The sequence below is a fragment of the Ornithinimicrobium panacihumi genome (assembly GCF_052073805.1).
GTDB lineage: Bacteria > Actinomycetota > Actinomycetes > Actinomycetales > Dermatophilaceae > Ornithinicoccus > Ornithinicoccus panacihumi.
The window spans coordinates 190,647-211,820 of sequence record NZ_JBQGWG010000003.1; the positions used below are offsets into that span (position 1 = coordinate 190,647).

Below are 21,174 nucleotides of genomic sequence, written 5' to 3' on the forward strand. Positions count from 1 at the left end.
GGCCCCGTGACCATCCGTGAGTTCTTGGAGACGCTGCGCCATAGGTGGCGGATCATCGTGGCGACCATGCTGATCGTGCTGGCGGCGACCGCGTGGGTGACGATGCAGACACCGGCCGTCTACGAGTCCAGCACCAGGGTTTATCTGCTCGCGGGCGGAGAAGGGACGCAGGGCAACCTCTACAACATGCCCGGCAGCGAGAAGGAGACCCTGATCCAGGTCGCGGCGTCTCCGATCGTGCTCGACCCGGTGCGGGAGCAGCTCGGCCTCGGCGCCGGGACCCCGATGAGCGTCAGAGCCAGCACCGTCGGGGACACGAACCTGCTCGACGTCGTCGCCCGCAGCGACGACCCGCAGAGGGCCGCCGACATCGCCACTGCGGTCCCGCAGCAGCTCGCGACCATCGCCCGCAACTACGCACCCAGCCTCTCTCAGAGCGGCCAGACCGTGGAGGCCCAGGTGGTTTCTCCCGCCGGCCCGCGATCGACACCTGTGACGCCGAACGTGCCCCGCAACCTCACGCTGGGTGCCTTGGCGGGACTCATGCTCGGTGTCGCCTTCGCGCTGGCGCGCCAGGCGATGGACCTGCGGGTCCGGGAGCCGCGGGACATCGAAGCGATCAGCGAGCGTCCGGTGCTGAGCAGCATCCCGCTGCGCAAGAGCGGGGACCCGCACGGCATCTATCTCGACCTCGACCCGTTCGGCTCCCAGGCCGAGGCGATCCGCCGGCTCCGCACGAACCTGATGTTCGTCGACGTGACGACCGGCAAGCACTCCTTCGTCATCAGCTCCACGTTGCCGGGCGAGGGCAAGACGACCACGGCCATCAACCTCGGCCTGGCAATGTCTGACGCCGGTACGAAGGTGCTGCTCATCGACGCCGACCTGCGCCATCCCTCCGTCGCCACCTCGATGGGCCTGGAAGGCGGGGTCGGGCTGACGACCGTCCTGCTCGGCGAGGCCGAGGTGGACGACGTCATCCAGCGTTGGGGCGGGACCAACCTCCACGTCTTGGCGGCGGGCGAGATTCCTCCCAACCCCAGTGAGCTGTTGGGGTCGGCCAAGATGCAGGCGCTGTTCGCCGATCTGAGCGAGCGTTACGACTTCATCCTGGTCGACACTCCCCCCGTGCTCCCGGTCACTGACGCCGTAGTCATGGAAAAGCTCACGGGCGGGATCCTCATGGTCGTCGCGGCCGGAGACACCCGGAAACGCCATGTCTCGGAGGCCCTGCGTGTGCTGAGCACCGCTGACAGTCACGTGGCTGGGTTTATCCTGACGAAGACCGCCGGATCGATCAACGACTACTACTACCAGTACCACGGCAACGACCGTCGCGACCGCACGCGCACGAAGGTCAAGGGGCCGCGGTCGCAGCGCACTCGCCCCTCGCGTCGAGACAAGAAGATGCAGGAGTCCCACCCACACGCGGCCACTGCTGCGGCTCAGCGGGAGCAGCGGGCCGTCGAGCCGTTGCCTGGGTTCTCTACGGAAGCGGTCGAGGTCCGCAGCCGCAGCCGTGAGCGGATGGATCGGCGAGCGGGTCGCGGCTGAGGTTCAGCCCGCTGCGACCAAGAACCCGAGATCGCGCAACTCCTGCAGCACCTCGTCGACGACCTGCATGTCCAGGGCGTCCTGCGACACGCCCAAGTCCTCCGCGACCCTTGTCAGGAGGTCAGGGCCCTCGGCTCCCCCCAAGGCCGCCCGCGCCACTACTGCCAAGGGCCCCGAAATCGCGTGGAGGGACCCATCCGCAAGGTCTGCGGCATACAGGACTCCGCCATGGTCACCGTCCCCAGGCCGATCGACAATTCCCCAAGCGGGGTGCTGGCGCCAGAGGGTCATCGCCGCGCCTTCCTGCTCCGAGCCATCTCCACCGCAGCCTGACGCCCTCTGCGGACGAACTCACGGGCCACTTCCCGCGGAGAAGGTCGATGGCCGCGGATGTTGGCGAGGTGGTCGGTGTTGACCAGTGGAGCACGGGCGATGAGGACCGCCTTGGCCACCACGGTGGGGGCCGCCTTGATGCGGGCACGCCATTCCTCCACCCGCCCTGCGTCGTGGGTGACCGCCCACCAGAGATCGTGCTCACGGTGTTCTGTGAAGCGGTCCAGCTGACCCAGCGCCGCAGCCCAGCCGACCTCGGCACCCAGGCTCGACACGATGGCCGCGACCTCTCGCCCCCGGTCGCTGGCGCGAAGCTCCTCAACCCGGGGAGATGGCGCAGACTGGGCCGAGTTGCGCGCCTCGTTGACGGCGAAGATGAGCGCCTGGGCCGTGAGCGAGGGGACAGGGCAGGTGAAGGAGGCGAGCTGCACGTCCTCCCGGTCGACCCACAGACGATCGAACGTGGTCTCGTCGCGGCCGAGTCCGGGAAAGAAGCGGTGGACGTCGGCATAGCCGAAGTGCGGGTGCCAGTAGGTCTGTGCGTGGCCGAAGGGGGACCCGGTGTGGAAGCGGGAACGTCGCTCCCAGGGGCCCTCCTCAAGAGCCTTGATGAAACGCTTGACGTGCGAAGGACGCACCAACACGTCGGCGTCGCTGCCTGTACCGCGGGAGCGCCACTCCGGCGCGAAGGCCATGCCCTTGACATGGAGGACGTCGAGACCGTGCCGTCGGGCCAGGTGCTGCAGGGCGGCATGGCAGAACTCCACGCGCACAGCGAGGTCCACCTCCGGTGCCCCGTTCGCCTCCACCTCCCCATCGTGCCACGGGCACGTCGAGTCTCCACGCCGCCACCACCCGCAACAGGACAACGGAGCAAACGCGACATAACCTCGCTTCATGCGTGATACAGAGGTTCTCGTCGTCGGCGCCGGCCTGGCAGGGCTCACCTGTGCCCTCAGGCTTGAGGCTGCCGGGGTCGACGTGACCGTGATCGAGGCGGGGGACGCGCCAGGTGGCCGGGTCCGGACCGACCGGGTGGACGGCTTCCTGCTCGACCGCGGCTTCCAGGTGCTCAACCCCATCTATCCCCGAGTCCGGCACTACGCCGACGTCGACGAGTTGGGGCTGCGGAGCTTCACCGCCGGCCTGGCGCTGCGCTCCTCACGCACCCCCGACCTCCAGATCCTCGCCGACCCCCGGCGCGAGCCACAGCTGATCCCCCAGACCCTGCGCTCGGGCAAGCTCCACCCGGCCAGCCTGGCCGCGCTGACCCGCTGGGCAGGCTCCGCCCTGGTCTCCGACTGGGCGATCGAGAATCTCACCGGCGACGACGACACCCGCGCCGAGTCGATGGACCGCTCCGGCCTCATCGGCCCGCTGCGCAAGGTCATCGACCGCTACCTGGCCGGCGTGCTCCTTGAGGACGAGGGCAGCACCTCCACCGCCTTCACGCGCCTCATGGTCCGCAAGCTCTACCGCGGCGTCCCCGGCCTGCCCACCGGCGGCATGCAGGCGCTCCCCGACCAGCTGGCGTCCAAACTCGTCCGCCCTGTTGAGCTCAACACCCGCGCGGTCGAGATCAGCCCCGGCCGAGTCCGCACCGAGGATGAGCAGGAGATCACCGCCGACCTGGTGGTCGTAGCGACCGACCCGATCGCCGCCGCAGACCTCGTCGGAGCACCCGTCCCGCAGGGCAAGGGCGTGACGACCCACTGGTTCAGCGCGGACGAGGCTCCCACGGACCTGAAGATGATCGTCCTGGACGTCCGGGACGAGCACGGGCCCGTCGTCGACACCTGCGTCATCTCCAACGTGGCCCCCGACTACGCCCCCGAGGGCAAGCACCTGATCCAGGCCAGCTCCCTGCTGCCCACCAACGGCAGCCCGGTCGCCGACGACGAGGTGCGTAAGCACGTCTCAGAGATCTACGGCGTCGATGCCTCCGGCTGGCAGCTGCTGCGCCGCGACGACATCCCCTACGCCGTGCCCGCCCAGCCAGCTCCGTTCGTGGCCAACCGGGGGATGGAGATCGAGCCCGGCCTCATCGTCGCCGGCGACTGGGTCGACCACGCCTCGATCCAGGGCGCGATGGTCAGCGGCGAGCGCGCCGCCGAGGGCTGGCTGCACCGGCTCGACGGCGGCCAGCGCGAGATGCAGGACCCCGTCGACACCGGTCTCTGACGCCGCTCGCCCCGGCTGCGGTGCCGTCCCTGCCCTGCGCCAGAATGGGCGGAGACGCACCGCATACAAGGAGATCGCCGTGGCCGCACACCCTGGACCCCTCGCCGGAACCGTCGTCCTGGACCTCACCCGCGCCCTCGCCGGGCCGCACGCGGCGATGATGATGGCCGACCTCGGCGCACGCGTGATCAAGGTGGAGTCGCCCGGGACCGGTGACGAGACGCGCATCTGGGGCCCCCCCTTCGTCAAGGACTCCACCGGCGCGGACGTGGCGACCTACTTCCTGTCCTGCAACCGCAACAAGGAGTCCATCGCCCTGGACCTGAAGTCGGAGGAGGGCAAGGAGATCCTCACCGAGCTGATCAAGCGCAGCGACGTGCTGATGGAGAACTTCCGCCCCGGCGTCCTGGACCGTCTCGGCTTCCCCACCGACACCCTGCTCGAGCTCAATCCCCGCCTGGTCGTCCTGGCCATCTCCGGCTTCGGCCACGACGGGCCCGAGGGCGGGCGGCCCGGGTACGACCAGATCGCCCAGGGCGAGGCGGGACTGATGTCGATGACCGGCTCCGGCCCGGAGGACCCGCAGCGGGTCGGGGTGCCGATCGGTGACCTGCTCTCGGGCATGTATGGCGCCTACGGCGTCCTGGCCGCCCTGCTGGAGCGCGAGCGCACCGGCAAGGGCCAGGTCGTGCGCACCTCGCTGCTGGCCTCCTTCGTCGGCGTGCACGCCTTCCAGGGCACCCGCTGGACGGTGGCCAAGGAGGTGCCCCGCGCGCAGGGCAACCACCACCCCTCGATCTGCCCCTACGGCCTCTTCCGCGCCGCCGACGGCGCCGTCCAGATCGCCTGCGGCAACGAGGGCCTGTGGCGCAAGCTGTGCGCCGAGTTCGGCATCGACGCCGAGACCCCGGGCATGGCCACCAACTCCGAGCGGGTCGCCAACCGGCCGGCCGTCATCGAGCTGCTGGAGCGGACCTTCGCCGACATCTCCGGCGAGGAGGTCCTGGCCCGCGTCGCCGCAGCAGGCGTCCCCTCCGGGCGGGTCCGCGACCTGCAGGAGGTCTACGAGTGGGACCAGACCCGGTCCCAGGGCCTGCTCATCGACGTCGAGCACCCCACGCTCGGCCCGATCCAGCTGCCCGGGCCGCCGCTGCGCTTCTTCGAGGCCGACGGCACCGAGGTCACCAAGACCGACCACGCGACCCCGCCGCTGCTCGACCAGCACGGCGAGTCGCTGCGGGCCTGGGTCAAGGAGTCCTGAGCGAGTCCAGGGTGTCCGCCTCGTCGGCGGTCTTGTCGTCCCGGTAGCGCAGCACGCGGGCGAAGCGCAGCGCGATGCCGCCCGGATAGCGCCGTGAGGTCTGCACGCCGTCGTAGGCGATCTCCACGACCTGCTCGGGCCTGACGCGCACCACCCAGTCGTCGCGGGAGGTCTCGAGCTCCAGGAAGCGCTCGGTCTGCCACGCCAGCATGGCGTCGGTCATGCCCTTGAAGGTCTTGCCGACCATGACGAGCTCACCGCTGTCGGGGTCTCGCGCGGCCAGGTGGATGTTGGACAGCCGGCCCTTGCGCCGCCCGCTGCCCCACTCGACGGCCGTGACCACGAGGTCAGCCGTGCGACGCGGCTTGACCTTGACCCAACCCGCCCCGCGTCGACCGGCCGCGTAGGGCGCCTGCGGGTCCTTCACGACCACGCCTTCGTGGCCCCGGTCGAGGACCTGACCGAAGAAGCTCTCCGCCTCTTGGATGTCGGCGGTGAGCAGACGGTCCACGACCAGGCCCGGGGCCAGCCGGTCGATCTCCTCCCACCGGGTCGTCGCCGGCTCGTCGACCAGGTCTCGGCCATCCAGGTGCAACAGATCGAAGAGGTATGTGGTGACGGGAGTCGTGCGGGCCAGCTCGGCCGGGTCGGCGCTCGAGGCGGTCCGCGCCCCGGTGACCTGGAAGGGCTCCGGCCTCCCGTCGGGGCGCAGCGCGATGACCTCGCCGTCCAGGACGGCACGGGCCGCAGGGAGGGAGAGGACGGCCTCGACCACTTCGGGGAGGCGGTCGGTGATCTCGTCCAGGCTGCGGGTGAAGAGCCTGACCGGATGCTCGGCCTCGCGGTCGAGGTGGATCTGGAGCCGGATGCCGTCGAGCTTGGTCTCGACGGCCAGCTCACGATCACCGGGCACCGCGGCCGCGACGTCAGGCTCGGACCCGGCCAGCATCGGCCGCAGGGGTCGTCCGACCTCGAGCGAGATCTGCTCCAACGCCGGGGCGCCCCCGGTCAGGGCAGCGGCGGCGACGGGTCCGGTAAGACCCGCCAGCATCACGGCACGGCGCACGAGCGTCTCGGGGACGTCCGCGGCCCGGGCGATGGCCGGCAGGAGCACACCGTCACCGGCGCCCTGACGCAGCTCCCCGGTGATGAGCCCGACGAGCCAGCGCTGCTCCTGCTCGGTGGCCCGGGAGAAGAGGTCCCGGACCGCAGCACCACGGGCGCCCGCAGATCCCTGGCCGCTCAGGGACCGCAGTCGGGTGAGCGCCTCGTCCACCTCGAGGACCGTCAGGGTGGGTTGGGTCGCCGGATCTGGCAGGGAGCGCAGACCTCGCCAGCTCACGCCGACGGTGCGCTGCGGCAAGGTGCCGGCCAGGTAGTCCGCGACGATCTCGATCAGGCGGTCCTCGCCCTCTGCCCCCGCGAGCCGGAGGGTGTCGGCCAGGAGCGCGGTCTTGTCCGTCCTCGATCTGGTGGCCGAGACCGCCGCGGAGGTCTCCATGATCGTGGCCAGACGCATCGTGGCCTCGTCAGGCCCGCCGGCGTGCCGCCGAGGCGGCAGCCACCACCCCGGCAGCGACCAGCGTCGTCAGGCAACCCAGGGGCAGGGGCAGGCAGCAGCCACCGACCGTGACCCGGGTGTTGCCCTTGGCCCAGGTGCGGCTCGGGATGGGGCCCATGCCACCCTGCTCGGAGACCCAGCGGTCCTCCTGCTCCGCACGTCGGCGGGCCTCATCCTCGGCCCAGGGATCGAGGGGTTCGTCACCGGGGCGGCGGGTGTCGTCGAAGGGAGCGCTCATAGGTGACGATCCTCCACCCGTCGTCCGCTCCGCGCGACGTCAACCGTCCAGCAGGCCCAGCAGGTACTGGCCGTAGCCGGATTTCAGCAACGGTTCGGCACGCTCGGCGAGCCCGGCGTCGTCGATGAAGCCCATCCGCCAGGCCACCTCCTCGGGGCAGCCGATCTTCTGCCCCTGCCGGGCCTCCAGGGTGCGCACGAAGTTGGACGCGTCGTTGAGCGAGTCGAAGGTGCCGGTGTCCAGCCAGGCGGTGCCGCGAGGCAGGACCGTGACCTCCAGCTCCCCGGCCTCCAGGTAGCGACGGTTGAGATCGGTGATCTCCAGCTCGCCACGTGCGGAGGGCTTGAGCTCCTTGGCCCACTCCACGACCCGGTTGTCGTAGAAGTAGAGGCCGGGGACGGCATACCGGCTCTTCGGGTCGGCCGGCTTCTCCTCCAGCGAGATCGCGCGACCTGTGTCGTCGAACTCGACGACGCCGTACTCCGAGGGGTTCGAGACCTGGTAGCCGAACACGGCAGCACCGGTGATGTCCTGGTGCTGGCGCAGCTGTGTGCCCAGGCCAGGTCCGTAGAAGATGTTGTCGCCGAGCACCAGGCAGGAGGTGTCGTCGCCCACGTGGTCCTCGCCGAGGATGAAGGCCTGCGCCAGCCCGTCGGGGCTCGGCTGCTGCGCATAGGTGATGTTGATGCCGAGCTGCGAGCCGTCCTGCAGCAGCCGCTCGAACTGGGGAGCGTCGTGCGTCGTCGTGATGACCAGCACGTCCTGGATCCCGGCCAGCATGAGCGTGGACAACGGGTAGTAGACCATCGGCTTGTCGTAGACCGGCACCAGCTGCTTGCTCACCCCGATCGTGATCGGGTGCAGCCTCGAACCCGTCCCTCCTGCCAGCAAGATCCCGCGCATGGCCCCAACCTACTGGGACCGTGTCCACAGGCTCCGGGCCCTCTCCTGCGGGAATGCCCTCATCCGTGGCTCAATCAGGTATGCAGCGACCAGATCTACCGCAATCAGGTATGCAGATCGTCTCCACGGAGCCCGTGGGGCCCGATCCAGGCGCCATCCTGCGCGCAGCCCGCCATCGCAAGGGTCTGACCCAACGGGCCGCGGGTCGACTGTGCGGGATCGCCCCCAGCGTCTTCTCCGACTACGAGAGGGGTGCCAGGGATCCGTCCCTGGGCACCCTGCGCCGCCTCCTGCACGGACTGGGCTTCGACGTCGCCCTGACGCTCGTCCGCCGGGTGACCGACGACACGCAGCTGGGCGGCCCGCTGGGAGCACTCGTCCTGCGCCACCAGGATCAGCTCGTCGAGGCGCTGCTCGCCATCGGTGCGACCAGGGTCTGGGTGGTGGGACGGGTGGTCGAGGGTGACGAGGGTCCCGATGACGGGATCCGCTTCCAGGTCGACGTGCCGTCCGAGCGCTTCACAGATGCCTACGGCGCGATCATGGATGTGCTGGGCCCGCTCCCCTTCTTCCTGGACACGGTGGACCCCCGCCTTCGGTCGGTCGACGAGGCCCTCCTCCTGCCGGAGCCGCCCTACGTCGAGCTGACCGACCTCTCGACGGACTGATCGACGATCCGCGAGATCCCCCCACCCATGGGGGTGTGGCTGCCACGCCCTCCGGGCCGGAGCGCCCGCCCGGACCGGCACCAGCGCTCCGGCGCCTGATCTCGCGGATCGTCGATCAGGCCTCCAGCCACCGCGTCGCCCGCAGAACGCCGACGTCGTCGAACGGACGCCCGACCACCTGGACCCCGACCCGCCGGCCGTCAGCCATCGCCCCGGCGTCGACGGTGCCAGCCGGCTGGCCGGTCATGTTCCACGGCATCGTGAAGTTGATGTGCCACATCCCGCGCCCGTGGTCGGGATATGGCATCGGCTGCTCGGCGGGGAAGGCCGCGCACGGCGCGACCGGTGAGACGATGAAGTCGGGGTCGCCCGCGGCGGCCCAGGCCGCGACCGTCCGGGCCTGCACCGCCCCGAAGCAGTGGTAGGCGTCTATCAGCGCCGTCCCGTCCACGTCGGCGCCGCGCCTCACCCAGTCGGCGATGTAGGGCAGCACCCGCTCCTGCGCCTCCGGTGCGAGCCGGGAGAAGTCTGCCCACGACCGCGCCTGCCAGAACACGTCGACCCCGTCGAGCAGGTCCTGGGTCAGCCACGGGCGCACCTCCACGACCTCGGCCCCGGCGGCGGCCAGCCGCTCGGCGCTCGCCCGCACCACGGCGACGATCTCGGGGTCGGGAGCTGCCCCATACCCCGAGTCTGTCCAGACCCCGACCCGCACGGAGGTGAGATTCGGCTCCCCACCCAGCCAGTCGATGTCCTGCGCCGGCAGGCTGGTCCAGTCGACCGGGTCGGGCCCTGAGAGCACCGACATCAGCAGGGCGCAGTCGGCGGCGCTGCGGGCCATCGGGCCAGCGACGCGACCCAGATACGGGCTGTGGAGGGGTATGCGGCCCGCGCTCGGCTTGAGCGTGGCCAGGCCCAGCCAGGTGCCCGGGAGCCTGATCGAGCCACCGATGTCGGTCCCGACGTGCAGCGGCCCGTAGCCGGCGGCGGCCGCGGCACCCGCGCCCGAGCTCGAGCCGCCGGTGGTCAGGGTCGGGTCCAGCGGGGAGCGGGTGATGCCGTGCAGGCTCGACACCCCCGAGGAGAGCATCCCCCAGTCGGGCATGACGGTGGAGCCCAGCACGAGCATCCCCGCCTCGTCGACGCGACGGGCGATCGGGGAGTCGACCTCGGGCACGACCGGCGTGACCCCGGCGTTGCCGGCGGGCATGGGGCGGCCGGCGCGGGCGATGTTCTCCTTGAGCGTGACCGGCACGCCGTCGAGCGGACCGCGCTGGGTGCCGCGCGCCCAGCGGTCCGCTGACTCGGTGGCGCGGGCGTGGAGGAGGTCTGGGTCGTCCCGCTCGTAGAGCGCGTTGAGCTCGGGCTCGCGCTCGTCGATCACGGCCTGGACGTCGGCCAGCACCTCGACCGGCGAGAGCTCCCCGGTGGCGTAGGCGGCGCCCAGCTCGACGGCGCTCAGGAGGGCGGGGCGGGTGGTCATGGTCGGACCATACGCCCAGGGGTGCGGTGGTCGCTGGCTGTCGGCCGGGTCAGCGTAGGTGGCGCGTCAGGCGGTCTGCGCGGCCTCCTCGCCCTTCATCGCGACCAGGTAGAGGAAGGTCTCGATGCGGGTGGCGAGCGCGATGGGCGTCTCATACATCGGGTAGTGACCGCAGTTGGTCAGCACCTCGACCTCGCTGTCCGGGTGCAGCGGCAGCCACGTCTGGCGGATCGACTCCTCGGTCGCGATCGGGTCGTACTCACCCGTGATCGCCAGCGCCGGGACGCGCCCCACCGGCACCTGCGCCGCGTGGTCGGTGTCGGCCCAGGCGTGGAAGTAGCCCTCGAAGGCCTCGGCGTCGCTCTGCGCGTGGCTCCAGTAGACGAGCTTGTCGATCCACTTGGCGGACAGGCGGTTGCCGGTCGTGATGTCGATGATGGCCTCGCGCCCGGTGTCGTCGCGGGCGGCCGACTCGTAGAGCTCGCGGCCCTCGTCGTCCAGGACCCGGCCGGAGGCGGGGGTCGGGCAGATGCCGACGATGGCCTCGACGCGCTCGGGAGCCAGGGCGACCACGCGCTGGATGACCGAGCCACCCATCGAGTGACCGACGAGGGAGAAGGTCTTGGCGCCGATGTCGTCGGCGAGCTCCAGGACGTCCTGGGCCATCTGGTCGATGGTGTAGGGGCCGCCGGAGCCACGGCGCTCGCCGTAGCCGCGGTAGTCCGTGTCCAACCTACGCCTGACGCCGCGTCAAGGAACCGGCGGGGTATGGGGTTCTCGCGCCGGTTTTCCTGCTGCGCAAGGGGGTGAGGTCACAACTGCATAACTTTTTCTCAGGTTTCTCACTGGATGACTTTCGTCACACTGGCCCCTCGATATGGTCGGACCGTTCGTTGCCCCCTATCCCCTGAGCAGATCGGCACCGCCATGAACTCCTTGGTCCTCGCCCTCATCGGTGTGGCGATGATCCTGGCCGGCTACTTCCTCTACTCGAAGTTCCTCGCGTCCAAGATCTACGCCCTCGACGACTCGCGTCCCGTGCCCTCCCACGAGCTGGAGGACGGGGTCGACTACGTCCCCACCAACAAGTACGTGCTGTGGGGCCACCACTTCACCTCGGTCGCCGGCGCCGCCCCCATCGTGGGCCCGGCCGTGGCCGTCATCTGGGGCTGGTTCCCCGCCTTCCTGTGGGTCACCATCGGCACCATCTTCTTCGCCGGCATGCACGACTTCGGCGCGCTGTGGGCCTCGGTCCGCAACAAGGGCCAGTCGATCGGTGCGCTCTCGGGCCGCTACATCGGCGCCCGCGGCCGCAACCTCTTCCTGGTCGTCATCTTCCTGCTGCTGCTCATGGTCAACGCGGCCTTCTCGGTCGTCATCGCCAACCTGCTCATCGCCACCCCGAGCGCGGTCATCCCGACCTGGGGCGCGCTGTTGGTCGCGCTGCTCGTCGGCCAGGCGATCTACCGCTGGAAGATGAGCCTGCCGCTCGTCTCGGTCGTCGGCGTGGTCGCGCTCTACGCGCTGATCTGGATCGGTGACAACAACCCGCTGGCGCTGCCCGAGACCGTCATGGGCCTGCCGGCCAAGTCGGTCTGGATCATCCTGCTGTTCGTCTACGCCGCCATCGCCTCGATGCTGCCGGTGTGGATGCTGCTCCAGCCGCGCGACTACATCAACGGTCTGCAGCTGTTCATCGCGCTGGGCATCCTCTACGGTTCGGTCCTGCTGGCCCGCCCGGAGATCGTGGCCCCGGCCTACAACGAGAACGTCCCCGCCGGGACACCGTCGCTGGTGCCCCTGCTCTTCGTGACGATCGCCTGTGGTGCCATCTCCGGCTTCCACGGGATGGTCTCCTCCGGCACCAGCTCCAAGCAGCTGGACAAGGAGAGCGACGCCCGCTTCGTCGGCTACTTCGGTGCCGTCGGCGAGGGCCTGCTGGCCCTGGGCGCGATCATCGCCACCACCGCCGGCTTCGCGACCCTGTCCGACTGGGAGGGCGTCTACCAGAAGTTCAACGACGGCGGCGTCGCGGCCTTCGTCGAGGGTGGCGGCAACATCGTCGAGGCCGGCCTGGGCCTGCCGCAGTCGCTGTCGGCCACCATCATGGCGACCACCGCGATCCTCTTCGCGGCCACCACGATGGACACCGGCGTGCGTCTGCAGCGCTTCGTCGTCCAGGAGATCGGCGAGATCGCCGGCGTCAGCCTCAAGAAGGGCATCGCCACCGTCATCGCGGTCGGCATCGCCCTGGCGCTGACCTTCGGCGCGGGCGCCGACGGCTCGGGCGGCATGCTCATCTGGCCGCTGTTCGGCACCACCAACCAGCTCATGGCCGCGCTGACCCTGTCGATCATCGCGATCATGCTGCTGCGCCGTGGCCGCACCGCCCTGCCGGCGCTCATCCCGCTGTTCTTCGTCGGCGTGATGACGATCTTCGCGCTGGTCATCCAGCTGGGCACCTTCTGGGAGGCCAAGAACTGGCTGCTCCTCGTCCTCGACATCGTCATCCTCGTGGCCGCCCTCTGGGTGCTCGTCGAGGCCGGTGCCGCGATGAAGAGCGCCCGCGACTACCAGGGCGACGACGACAAGGAGCTGCTGTCGATGTCGGCGGCCGAGATCGCCATCGGTGGCGAGGGTCCGTCCGACCACGACGACTCCGACGCCGGGCACCACCACCTGCGGGGCCAGGGCGACCGTCGCCCGGGCGACCACAGGTAGAAGGCACCGAGGGAGTGCGGGGCGAGAGCACCGCATACCCTCGAGGCATGACGAACGACCCGCAGCCCCGCAGCCGCCTCTCACAGGTGGCCGCGGGGCTGCGCGACTTCTACAGCGGGCCGTATCGGCGGACCTTCGCGCGCGCGCAGCAGGACGAGGACGACCTGTTCATGGTGATCGTGATGGCCGAGGCGCTGGGGGTGCCGAACCCGGTGAGCTACTACACGGTCGAGCTGCTGCCGATCGTCTACGAGCAGTTCCACGACTGGCACCGGCGAATGGGGCTGGACCGCTCCCCGCTGGACCACTTCTCCTGCTGCTGAAGCCCCGGCCCCACCGCCGCCCGATCGCTGCCCACCCGAAAGGCGCCCATGACCTCCCCGACCACCACCGGCGTGCTCCAGCAGCTGGCCTCCCAGCGCGAGGTCCTCTTCATCGGCGGCAAGGGCGGGGTGGGCAAGACCGCGGTCGCGTCCGCGCTCGGGCTGGCGCAGGCGCGCGCGGGGCGCCCGGTGCTGGTCGTCTCGACCGACCCGGCGCACAACCTGGGGCACCTGTGGCAGCGGCGGATCGGGGACGTGCCGGTCGAGCTGGCGCCCGGGCTGCGGGGGCTGGAGCTGGACCCGCAGCGCACCACCGAGGAGCACCTGTCGGCCGTGCAGGTGACCATGCAGCGGTTGATGCCCGAGCACCTGCAGGGGGAGGTCAAGAAGCACCTCAACCTGGCCCGCGACGCTCCCGGCACCCACGAGGCGGCGCTGCTGGAGCGGATCGCCGAGGTCGTCGCCGACCGGCGCGAGGGCGAGCTGATCATCTTCGACACCGCCCCCAGCGGGCACACCGCGCGGCTGCTCGCGCTGCCCGAGCTCATGCAGGCCTGGACCGAGGGGCTGCTGCGGCGGCAGGACCGGTCGGCGCGTTTCGGCGCGGCGCTGCGGGGGCTGGAGGGGGCGGACTACGACGCGGCCGAGCTGATCGGGTCGCGGCGACTGCCGGATGCGACCGGGGTGACGGGCACCCCCGGCTCGCGGACCTCGATCGGGCCGCGCAGGACCCAGGACCGGCGGGCGCGGCGGGACATGGAGATCCGGGAGATCCTGGACCGGCGGCAGGCCGGCTTCCGGGCGCTGCGCGACGTGCTGCAGGACCCCGCGCGGGCGTCCTTCGTGATCGTGCTGGCGGCCGAGCGGCTGCCGGTGCTGGAGACCATCGAGCTGGCCGAGCAGCTGTCGCGGGCCACGATGCAGGTCGCGGCGCTGGTGGTCAACAAGCGCTCGCCCATGGACGGTGGCGAGCTGCTGGCGGCGCGGCACGAGGTGGAGAACGGCTATCTCGCCCAGCTCGCCTCGTCGCTGCCGAAGCTGCCCGTGGTGGAGGTGCCGCTCCTGCCGGGCGAGGTCGTCGGGGCCGAGGGGCTCATGGCGTTCGCGCGGCACCTGGCCTGATCCCCCCCTACTTTCGCGACCGGCGACACGGTCTGTATGACGAGAGATGGCTGCGGACGGGGGTTATCCCTACCCCGGTCCGGTGGTGAGCGCCCTGCCCGTCAGGGCGGAGGATCACTACGGTTGAGACATGCTCACGCTCACGCCGTCCACCGACGGCCCCCGCGACCCCGTCCCTGCGGACGCGGTGCTGCCAGGAGGCCCGGCGGGCTCCGACGCCCGACGGTCCGGAGACCTGGCGACCAAGCCTGCCCGTGACCTGACTCCTCGCCCCGCCAGCGGGGTCGTCGGGTGGGTCGCGCGCTGGATCGACGGCTGGTGGGCGGTGGCCCTGCGGGGGCCGAGCGCCCTGATGTCCGTCCTCACGATCACCCTGCTCGCGCTGGCGACCGTCGGGTTCTTCAGCATCCCGGCCGCCGGGGTCGGGCTGCTCATGCTGGTCCCGGCGATCTGGGGCTTCTGGGGGCTGGGGCGTCTCGAGCGACACGTCCTGCGGGCCTTCACCGGGACCGACATAGGGCCGCCGGCCCCGGGCACGACGGTGCGGTGGCGGCGGGCGCTCGGGCTGGACCAGCCCCGTCTGCAGGCCGTCGGGTGGGGTGCGCTGCAGGGCCTGTGGGGACTGCTGGCCGGGGCGATCGTGCTGGGGCTTCTGACCCAGGCGGTGAGCCTGGTCATCGTGCCGTTCATCGCCACCGCCGCTCCCGACGGCGCGGTGCGGATCTGGCTGACGACGGTGCAGGGCCCGGTGGGGTATGCGGCGGCCGTGCTCGTCGGTCTGGCGCTTCTGGTCCTCGTGCCCTTCCTCGCACGGGGTCTGGCGATGGTCGACGTGGCCCTCGGACGCTGGCTGCTCGGGGTCGACCCTCAGCGGCAGCTGCGCGAGATGAGCCAGCGCGTCGACACCCTCACCACCACCCGTGAAGAGACCATCGACTCGGTCGAGGCCGAGCGGCGCCGGATCGAGCGCGACCTGCACGACGGCCCCCAGCAGCGGCTGGTCTCGATCGCGATGACCCTGGGCCTGGCGCAGACCCAGCTCGACCGCGACCCCGAGGCGGCCCGGGCGCTGCTGGACGAGGCGCACGCCGCGAGCAAGGAGGCCATCACCGAGATGCGCCAGGTCGCCCGCGGGATCGTGCCGCCCATCCTGGCCGACCGTGGCCTGGACGCCGCCGTGTCTGCGCTCGCGGACCGCAGCCCCGTGCCGGTCACGGTCAACAGCCGGCTGCACGAGCGGCTCGACCCGACGATCGAGGCGATCGCCTACTTCTGCGTGTCCGAGTCGCTGACCAACATCGCCAAGCACGCCGGCGCGCGGCGGGCGACCGTCGACCTCGGTCTGGCCCGCACCCTGCAGGGCGACCGGCTCGCGATCACCGTCACCGACGACGGCGCGGGCGGGGCCGTCGTCGGCGCGGGCAGCGGCCTGACCGGTCTGAAGCAAAGGGTCGCCTCCGTCGACGGCGACCTGCACGTCCACTCACCCGTCGGCGGTGGCACCACCGTCGCCATCACGCTCCCGGTGCGGGGCCGGAGGAACGCATGAGCCAGCACGCACCCCATACCCCGCAGACGTCGCCGGAGGAGAGCCAGGCAGAGGCGCCGCTGCGGGTGATCCTGGCCGAGGACTCCGTGCTGCTGCGCGACGGGCTCGTGCGGCTGCTCCAGGCCGCGGGGCTGCAGGTCGTCGACGCCTGCCCGGACGCGGAGACCTTCCTGACCAGAGTGCGCGAGCACCGTCCCGACCTGGTCGTCGTCGACGTGCGGATGCCCCCGACCTTCACCTCCGAGGGGATCGAGGCCGCGCTGAAGGTCCGCGCCGAGCTGCCGGAGACGGCGGTGCTGGTGCTGAGCCAGTACGTCGAGGAGCGCTATGCCACCGAGCTGCTCGCAGGGCGCGCCAAGGGCGTGGGCTACCTGCTCAAGGACCGCGTCGCCGACACCCAGGACTTCATCGACGCGCTGCACACGGTCGCCGGGGGCGGCACCGCGTTGGACCCGGAGGTCGTCAGCCAGTTGATGTCGCGCGCCCGCAACCAGGACCCGTTGGAGCGGCTCACGCCCCGCGAGCACGACGTGCTGCGGCTCATGGCGCAGGGACGCAGCAACAACGCGATCAGCAAGGAGCTGTTCATCGGGGAGGGTGCGGTGGAGAAGAACGTGTCGTCGATCTTCGCCAAGCTGGACCTCGCGCCGACGAATGTGGACCACCGGCGGGTGCTGGCGGTGCTGCAGTGGCTCGAGCACGGGGAGGATGAGTGAGCAGGGCGGGATATGGGGCAGGCGCGGGCTACGGGACGCTGCGGGCCTTCGGGGCCGGCCTGACCGCGCTGATGGTGGCCGGGAGCGTGGTGTCGGCCACGCCGGCGCTGGTGCGCAGCACCGAGCTGGTCGAGCTGGCCTGGCCCGAAGGATCGACGGGCCTGCGGCTCACCCCTGGGCCGGGGACCGTCACGATCCGGGAAGGCTCCACGCCGGGGATCGAGATCGAGCAGACGACCTCGTTCACCGACCCGCAGGCGCGGGTGACCGAGGCCGCGGACGGCACGACGGTGCTGGACCTGTCCTGCCCGCAGGGTGTGCTGAAGCGGTGCCACGCCGACTGGTCGATCGTCGTGCCCGAGGGTGCCTCCCTGGACCTGACCGAGGTCATCGGGGACGTGCGGCTCGAGGAGGTCACCGGTCCGGTGGCTGTGTCGGGGTCGGTCGGGGACGTGTCGCTCACCGGCAGCCCGTCGACCGTAGACGTGCGGTTGTCCGTCGGCAACGTGGACGTGGATCTGGCCGATCCGGCCTCGGAGGTGACCGTGCAGACCAACGTGGGCGACGTCGAGCTGAGGCTGCCGGGCGAGGTGGCCTACGACGTGCGGACCCGCTCCGACGTGGCCGCAGAAGTGGTGGAGGTCGCGCGTGACGCCGACTCGCCATACCGGGTGGACGTGAGCACCAACGTGGGCGACATCCGGATCACGAACGACTGAGATCGCGGCTCTGGCGGCGACGGAGCCCTCACCGGGCCCCTACGGGTTTGCTCGCTGTGGGCGAGCAAACCCGTAGGGCGTGCAGAGGGGGTCAGTGGCAGGGGCCGGGACACGCGCGGGAGCCCCCCGCACCGGTGTGGTGCGGGGGGCTCCCTTGGTGTGGTCGGTCAGCTGAGAGCCGACCTCACGGGTAGACGAGCTCGCCGAGCTGGTCCTGGATGGCCTCGGAGACCGAGGCGTAACCACCGGCGATGTGGATCTCGTTGGGCTGCAGGTCCATCAGCGCCGACAGGGTCACACCCGGCAGCGACGTGGGTCGCGTCAGGAGGACGGGGCTGTCGTTGATGGCTGCGATCGGACCGGCGGACAGGGCGTCCGGGTAGTCCGTGCCCTTGGCGATCCACGCCTGGGCCGTCGGGGTGTCGTACAGCTTCGCGACGTTGGCGGCCACCGCGTAGCGGTCCTTGCCACCGATCCGGACGACCTCGTCGGCGTAGGCGGCCAGCTCGGCCTCGACATCGGTGGAGATGGTCGCAGGACCACCCACGATGACGATGCGCTCCGGGGTGAACCGGTCGAGCTGGGCCTTCGTGACACCCGGCAGGGCACCCTCACGGGTCAGCATGACGGGAGCACCCTCCATGCCGGCGCGTGCCGCAGCGGTGAGCGCGTCCGGGAACACCTGACCACTGGCGATGAAGACGGTGCCGGTGTTGGTCGGGTAGTTCGCAGCCACGTTCGCGGCAACCGCGTAGCGGTCCGCGCCACCGATCCGGCTGACCGCGCCGTAGTTGGCGAGGTCGGCCTCGACGGCACCGGAGATGGTCGCCGGCCCACCCAGGATCACGATCTCGGACGGAGCGAGCTGCTGCAGCGCCATCCGGGTCGGCGCGGGCAGCTTGCCCGAGCGGGTGAGCAGGATCGGGTGCTCCTCGGTCCCGGCCAGCGGGGCGCCGGCCAGAGCGTCGGGGAACACGTGACCCGAGGCGATGTAGACCTTGTCGGTGCCCTGCGGGAAGTGCTCGACGGCAATCTCGCTGGCCACGGCGTAACGGTCCTGACCCAGGTAACGGGTCACCATCGACTCCTCGGCGGTGTCCTCCCAGGCGATCCCGAAGGCCGGGCTCTCCCAGGACTCGACGGCCGCGGTGCGGGTGTCGTTCCAGGCCTGGGCCTTGGTGACCTCGACCTGGAGGATGTAGTCACCCGAGGGGACCTGCACCCGGGCGCCGTTGTCCGCGACGACCTTGCCGTCCCAGACGTAGACACGGATGCTGTTGATCGCCGCGGTGCGGGAGAGGTAGTCCTCCTCCTTCACGACGCCCAGGGACGCGCCCTTGGTGCCGTCGGCGTTCGCCTCGAAGGCGGTCCAGACCATCTTGCGGGCCTGGTGCTGGAAGGACATGGCCACGCTCGGGACGTCACCGTCGGTCATGGTGTAGTCCACGCCACCCTCGGGGAAGACGTTCCAGCTGCCGTTCTCGTCGGTGCACTCGACGCCGACGAAGTACTCGCAGCCGGTGAGCTTGGCCAGGACCGGCAGCTCGAAGTCGACGACGGTTTCGCCGGCCTCGTTGGTCGTGTAGTAGTCCGTGAGGACCTCGACGTCCTGCAGGTCGCCCGAGTAGCCACCGTAGGCCACGGTGTAGACGTCCTCACCGGAGGTGAAGTGGACGTAGCCGCCGTAGATGAGGTCGGGGTCGACCTGGCTGATCGTCACGTCGACCGTGGCGGTGCCACCGGCGGGGACGGTCACGCTCTCGGCGCCCAGGGTGACGTCGGCCGCCGCGATGTAGTAGCCGTAGTCGTGGGCGGTGCCGGAGGTGGCCAGCGCCGACTCGGTGGAGACCGCGTAGGTCTGCTCGCTGTCGGTGCGGTTGGTCAGCGTGATCGTGTGCGTGGACGTGACGCCGGCCGCCTGCTGACCCAGCTGGATCAGACCCGGCTCCAGGGTGATGTCGGCCAGGATGGCGTCGTCGACCTGGATCATGCCCGCGCCCTGCTTCTGCACGGTGTCGATGAAGCCCGAGCCGGGGGCGATGTAGGACTCGAGCTGGACCGAGGTGTTCTGCAGCCGCTCCTTGATCTCCATCGGAGCCTGGCCCGGCTCGGCCTCGAGCATCAGCGCGACGGCGCCCGCGACGTGCGGGGAGGCCATCGAGGTGCCGGAGAGCGAGGCGTAGGGGGCCTTCTCCAGCGGGTAGGTCGCGTAGATGGAACCACCCGGGGCGGAGACGTCCGGCTTGAACCGCATGTCGGCCGTCGGGCCGTAGGAGCTGAAGTCGCTCATCCGGCCACCGGTCGGGTTGGGGGCCGAGGTGGTCTCACCGGTGAAGGTCGCGGTGACCTCCTCGCCGGCGAGGGAGCGGTTGGCCAGCGCGATGCCGTCGGTCTGGGAGACCATGATGACGGGGACGGTCACGGGCGGGTCGCCGGCGACGGTCGGGTTGATGACGCCGGGCGCGTTGTTGTAGATGACCACGCCCGCGGCGCCGGCCTGCTGCGCGTTGTAGGACTTCTCGTAGAACGAGCAGCTGCCACGCGACACGAGGAGCCACTTGCCGGCGATCTCAGCCTTCTCGGCGTCCGTGTAGGGGTCGGTGCTGCAGCCGAACGACTCCGGGGAGCCGGCCTCGCGCACGGCCACGAGGGGAACGGTCTGGTCCATCGGGACCGGGCCGGCGTCCGCCTCGACGTAGGGGATCTCGTTGCCCAGCTCGTCGGTGAAGGCGGCCGACATGTAGGCCACGTTGTCGACGGAGCCGACGCCGATGGTCTCGGTGCCGACGCCGGGCGAGCCGGCGGCGTGCAGACCCAGGTCACCCTCGTTGCCGATGGAGGCGACGACGACGACGCCCTCGGCGGCGAGCGCGTCGGTGGCCCGCGAGGTCGGGTACTCCGCCCAGGAGGAGAAGGCCGAGCCGACGGACAGGTTCAGCACGTCCATGCCGTCCTCGAGGGACTTCTCCATGGCGTGCAGCATGATGTCGGCGTCGGTGGAGCCGCTGCAGCCGAAGACGCGGTAGGCGCCGAAGGTCACGTTGGGGGCGACGCCGTCGACCTCACCGCTCGCGCCGACGATGCCGGCGACGTGGGTGCCGTGGCCCTGGCAGTCGTCAGGGTTGTTGTCCGGGAAGGGCTTGGGCTGGTAGGCGCCCGTGGAGGGGTCGGCGTTGTAGGTGTCGCCGACGAAGTCGTAACCGTGGGTCACGCGGGCGCTGGGGAAGGGGGTCGAGCCCGGCGTGCCGTTGCCACCCAGGTCGGGGTGGTCGATGTCGATGCCGGTGTCGAGGATGCCGACCTTGATGCCCTCACCGGTGAAGCCCAGCTCGGAGACCACGATGTCCGCGCCGGTCATGCCGCGCGCGGTGAACATCTCGGGGTCGACGGTGCCCTCGGGCAGCTCGGGAGCCTCGATGATGCCGACCGGGAAGATCGCCTCGACGACCTGGGAGGCGGCCAGCGCCTCGAGGTCGTCGGCCTGGGCGGTGACGGACACGCCGTTCCACAGGGAGCCGAACTCCTGGCGGACCTCGACCTGGACGTCGGCCTCGGCTGCGTCGGCGAGGAAGGCCTCACGCTCGGCCTGGATGGCGCCGATCGAGCCACCCTCGGTGACGGACGCGCCGGCGAATTGGATGAAGTAGGCGTTCGGGGTCTGCTCGACACCGGAGAGGACGTTGTCCTGGATCTTGCTCTCAGGCGCCGGGGTGGGTCCCGGCGCGATGGGTCCTTCGACCGCGGCGGCCGTGAGCGGAGCCAGCGTGGCCCCCATCAACGACAGCGCGGCGAGACCCGTGAGAGCACGGCGGGGGCCGGAGCCCCTGTGTGCTGATGTCACG

17 protein-coding genes are annotated in these 21,174 nt (G+C 70.8%); 10 read left to right on the forward strand and 7 right to left on the reverse strand.

Annotated elements, in window-relative coordinates:
• The first annotated feature begins 6 nt into the window (after positions 1-6).
• On the forward strand, positions 7-1,554 hold the full coding sequence (locus tag ACTMMA_RS04740) for a tyrosine-protein kinase domain-containing protein (protein ID WP_441188948.1): 1,548 nt from the start codon (positions 7-9) through the stop codon (positions 1,552-1,554).
• A gap of 287 nt (positions 1,555-1,841) precedes the next feature.
• Here ACTMMA_RS04740 and ACTMMA_RS04745 read toward each other — a convergent pair whose 3' ends face one another.
• Complete coding sequence (locus ACTMMA_RS04745) at positions 1,842-2,696, reverse strand: nucleotidyltransferase family protein (RefSeq protein ID WP_441188949.1); 855 nt, start codon at positions 2,694-2,696, stop codon at positions 1,842-1,844.
• An 88-nt stretch (positions 2,697-2,784) separates the two neighbouring features.
• On the opposite strand from ACTMMA_RS04745, the gene ACTMMA_RS04750 reads away from it, so the two are divergent.
• Both ACTMMA_RS04750 and ACTMMA_RS04755 read left to right on the forward strand, forming a co-directional pair.
• Positions 2,785-4,068, forward strand: a complete 1,284-nt coding sequence (locus ACTMMA_RS04750) for an NAD(P)/FAD-dependent oxidoreductase (RefSeq protein WP_441188950.1) — start codon at positions 2,785-2,787, stop codon at positions 4,066-4,068.
• A gap of 79 nt (positions 4,069-4,147) precedes the next feature.
• Positions 4,148-5,329 (forward strand): CaiB/BaiF CoA transferase family protein, encoded by a 1,182-nt coding sequence (locus tag ACTMMA_RS04755; protein WP_441188951.1) that lies wholly within the window; start codon positions 4,148-4,150, stop codon positions 5,327-5,329.
• On the opposite strand, the gene ACTMMA_RS04760 is transcribed toward ACTMMA_RS04755, so the two are convergent.
• From ACTMMA_RS04760 to rfbA, 3 genes are read right to left on the reverse strand one after another with little or no spacing between them, the layout of a single operon-like run.
• Positions 5,316-6,848 carry an ATP-dependent DNA ligase gene (locus tag ACTMMA_RS04760; protein ID WP_441188952.1) on the reverse strand — a complete coding sequence of 511 codons (1,533 nt, stop codon included), beginning with the start codon at positions 6,846-6,848 and terminating at the stop codon, positions 5,316-5,318. The genes ACTMMA_RS04755 and ACTMMA_RS04760 overlap by 14 nt on opposite strands.
• Positions 6,849-6,858: 10 nt before the next feature.
• Complete coding sequence (locus tag ACTMMA_RS04765; protein WP_441188953.1) at positions 6,859-7,128, reverse strand: hypothetical protein; 270 nt, start codon at positions 7,126-7,128, stop codon at positions 6,859-6,861.
• 39 nt (positions 7,129-7,167) lie between these two features.
• The gene (rfbA, locus tag ACTMMA_RS04770) at positions 7,168-8,031 is read right to left on the reverse strand and encodes a glucose-1-phosphate thymidylyltransferase RfbA (protein ID WP_441188954.1); all 864 of its coding nucleotides are present in this window, start codon (positions 8,029-8,031) and stop codon (positions 7,168-7,170) included.
• 110 nt (positions 8,032-8,141) lie between these two features.
• On the opposite strand from rfbA, the gene ACTMMA_RS04775 reads away from it, so the two are divergent.
• Entirely contained in the window at positions 8,142-8,699 is a 558-nt protein-coding gene (locus ACTMMA_RS04775; RefSeq protein ID WP_441188955.1) for a helix-turn-helix domain-containing protein, read from the forward strand.
• Between the two features lie 115 nt (positions 8,700-8,814).
• Here the strand turns inward: ACTMMA_RS04775 and ACTMMA_RS04780 are convergent, their stop codons facing one another.
• On the reverse strand, positions 8,815-10,182 hold the full coding sequence (locus ACTMMA_RS04780; protein WP_441188956.1) for an amidase: 1,368 nt from the start codon (positions 10,180-10,182) through the stop codon (positions 8,815-8,817).
• Between the two features lie 66 nt (positions 10,183-10,248).
• The gene (locus ACTMMA_RS04785) at positions 10,249-10,914 is read right to left on the reverse strand and encodes an alpha/beta fold hydrolase (RefSeq protein ID WP_441188957.1); all 666 of its coding nucleotides are present in this window, start codon (positions 10,912-10,914) and stop codon (positions 10,249-10,251) included.
• A 195-nt stretch (positions 10,915-11,109) separates the two neighbouring features.
• Between ACTMMA_RS04785 and ACTMMA_RS04790 the strand changes: the two genes are divergently transcribed.
• The 6 genes from ACTMMA_RS04790 to ACTMMA_RS04815 all read left to right on the forward strand — a co-directional run bounded on the left by ACTMMA_RS04790 (position 11,110) and on the right by ACTMMA_RS04815 (position 17,332).
• The gene (locus tag ACTMMA_RS04790; RefSeq protein ID WP_441188958.1) at positions 11,110-12,903 is read left to right on the forward strand and encodes a carbon starvation CstA family protein; all 1,794 of its coding nucleotides are present in this window, start codon (positions 11,110-11,112) and stop codon (positions 12,901-12,903) included.
• 47 nt (positions 12,904-12,950) lie between these two features.
• Positions 12,951-13,226 carry a cory-CC-star protein gene (locus tag ACTMMA_RS04795; RefSeq protein ID WP_441188959.1) on the forward strand — a complete coding sequence of 92 codons (276 nt, stop codon included), beginning with the start codon at positions 12,951-12,953 and terminating at the stop codon, positions 13,224-13,226.
• A 48-nt stretch (positions 13,227-13,274) separates the two neighbouring features.
• A complete protein-coding gene (locus ACTMMA_RS04800; RefSeq protein ID WP_441188960.1) occupies positions 13,275-14,348 on the forward strand; it encodes an ArsA family ATPase in 1,074 nt (357 codons plus the stop codon).
• 130 nt (positions 14,349-14,478) lie between these two features.
• Positions 14,479-15,897 (forward strand): sensor histidine kinase, encoded by a 1,419-nt coding sequence (locus ACTMMA_RS04805; protein WP_441188961.1) that lies wholly within the window; start codon positions 14,479-14,481, stop codon positions 15,895-15,897.
• 59 nt (positions 15,898-15,956) lie between these two features.
• Complete coding sequence (locus ACTMMA_RS04810; protein ID WP_441189085.1) at positions 15,957-16,613, forward strand: response regulator; 657 nt, start codon at positions 15,957-15,959, stop codon at positions 16,611-16,613.
• Positions 16,610-17,332, forward strand: a complete 723-nt coding sequence (locus ACTMMA_RS04815; RefSeq protein ID WP_441188962.1) for a DUF4097 family beta strand repeat-containing protein — start codon at positions 16,610-16,612, stop codon at positions 17,330-17,332. The genes ACTMMA_RS04810 and ACTMMA_RS04815 overlap by 4 nt, the downstream gene beginning before the upstream one ends.
• Positions 17,333-17,516: 184 nt before the next feature.
• Here ACTMMA_RS04815 and ACTMMA_RS04820 read toward each other — a convergent pair whose 3' ends face one another.
• A complete protein-coding gene (locus ACTMMA_RS04820; RefSeq protein WP_441188963.1) occupies positions 17,517-21,173 on the reverse strand; it encodes a S8 family serine peptidase in 3,657 nt (1,218 codons plus the stop codon).
• Position 21,174 lies beyond the last annotated feature (1 nt).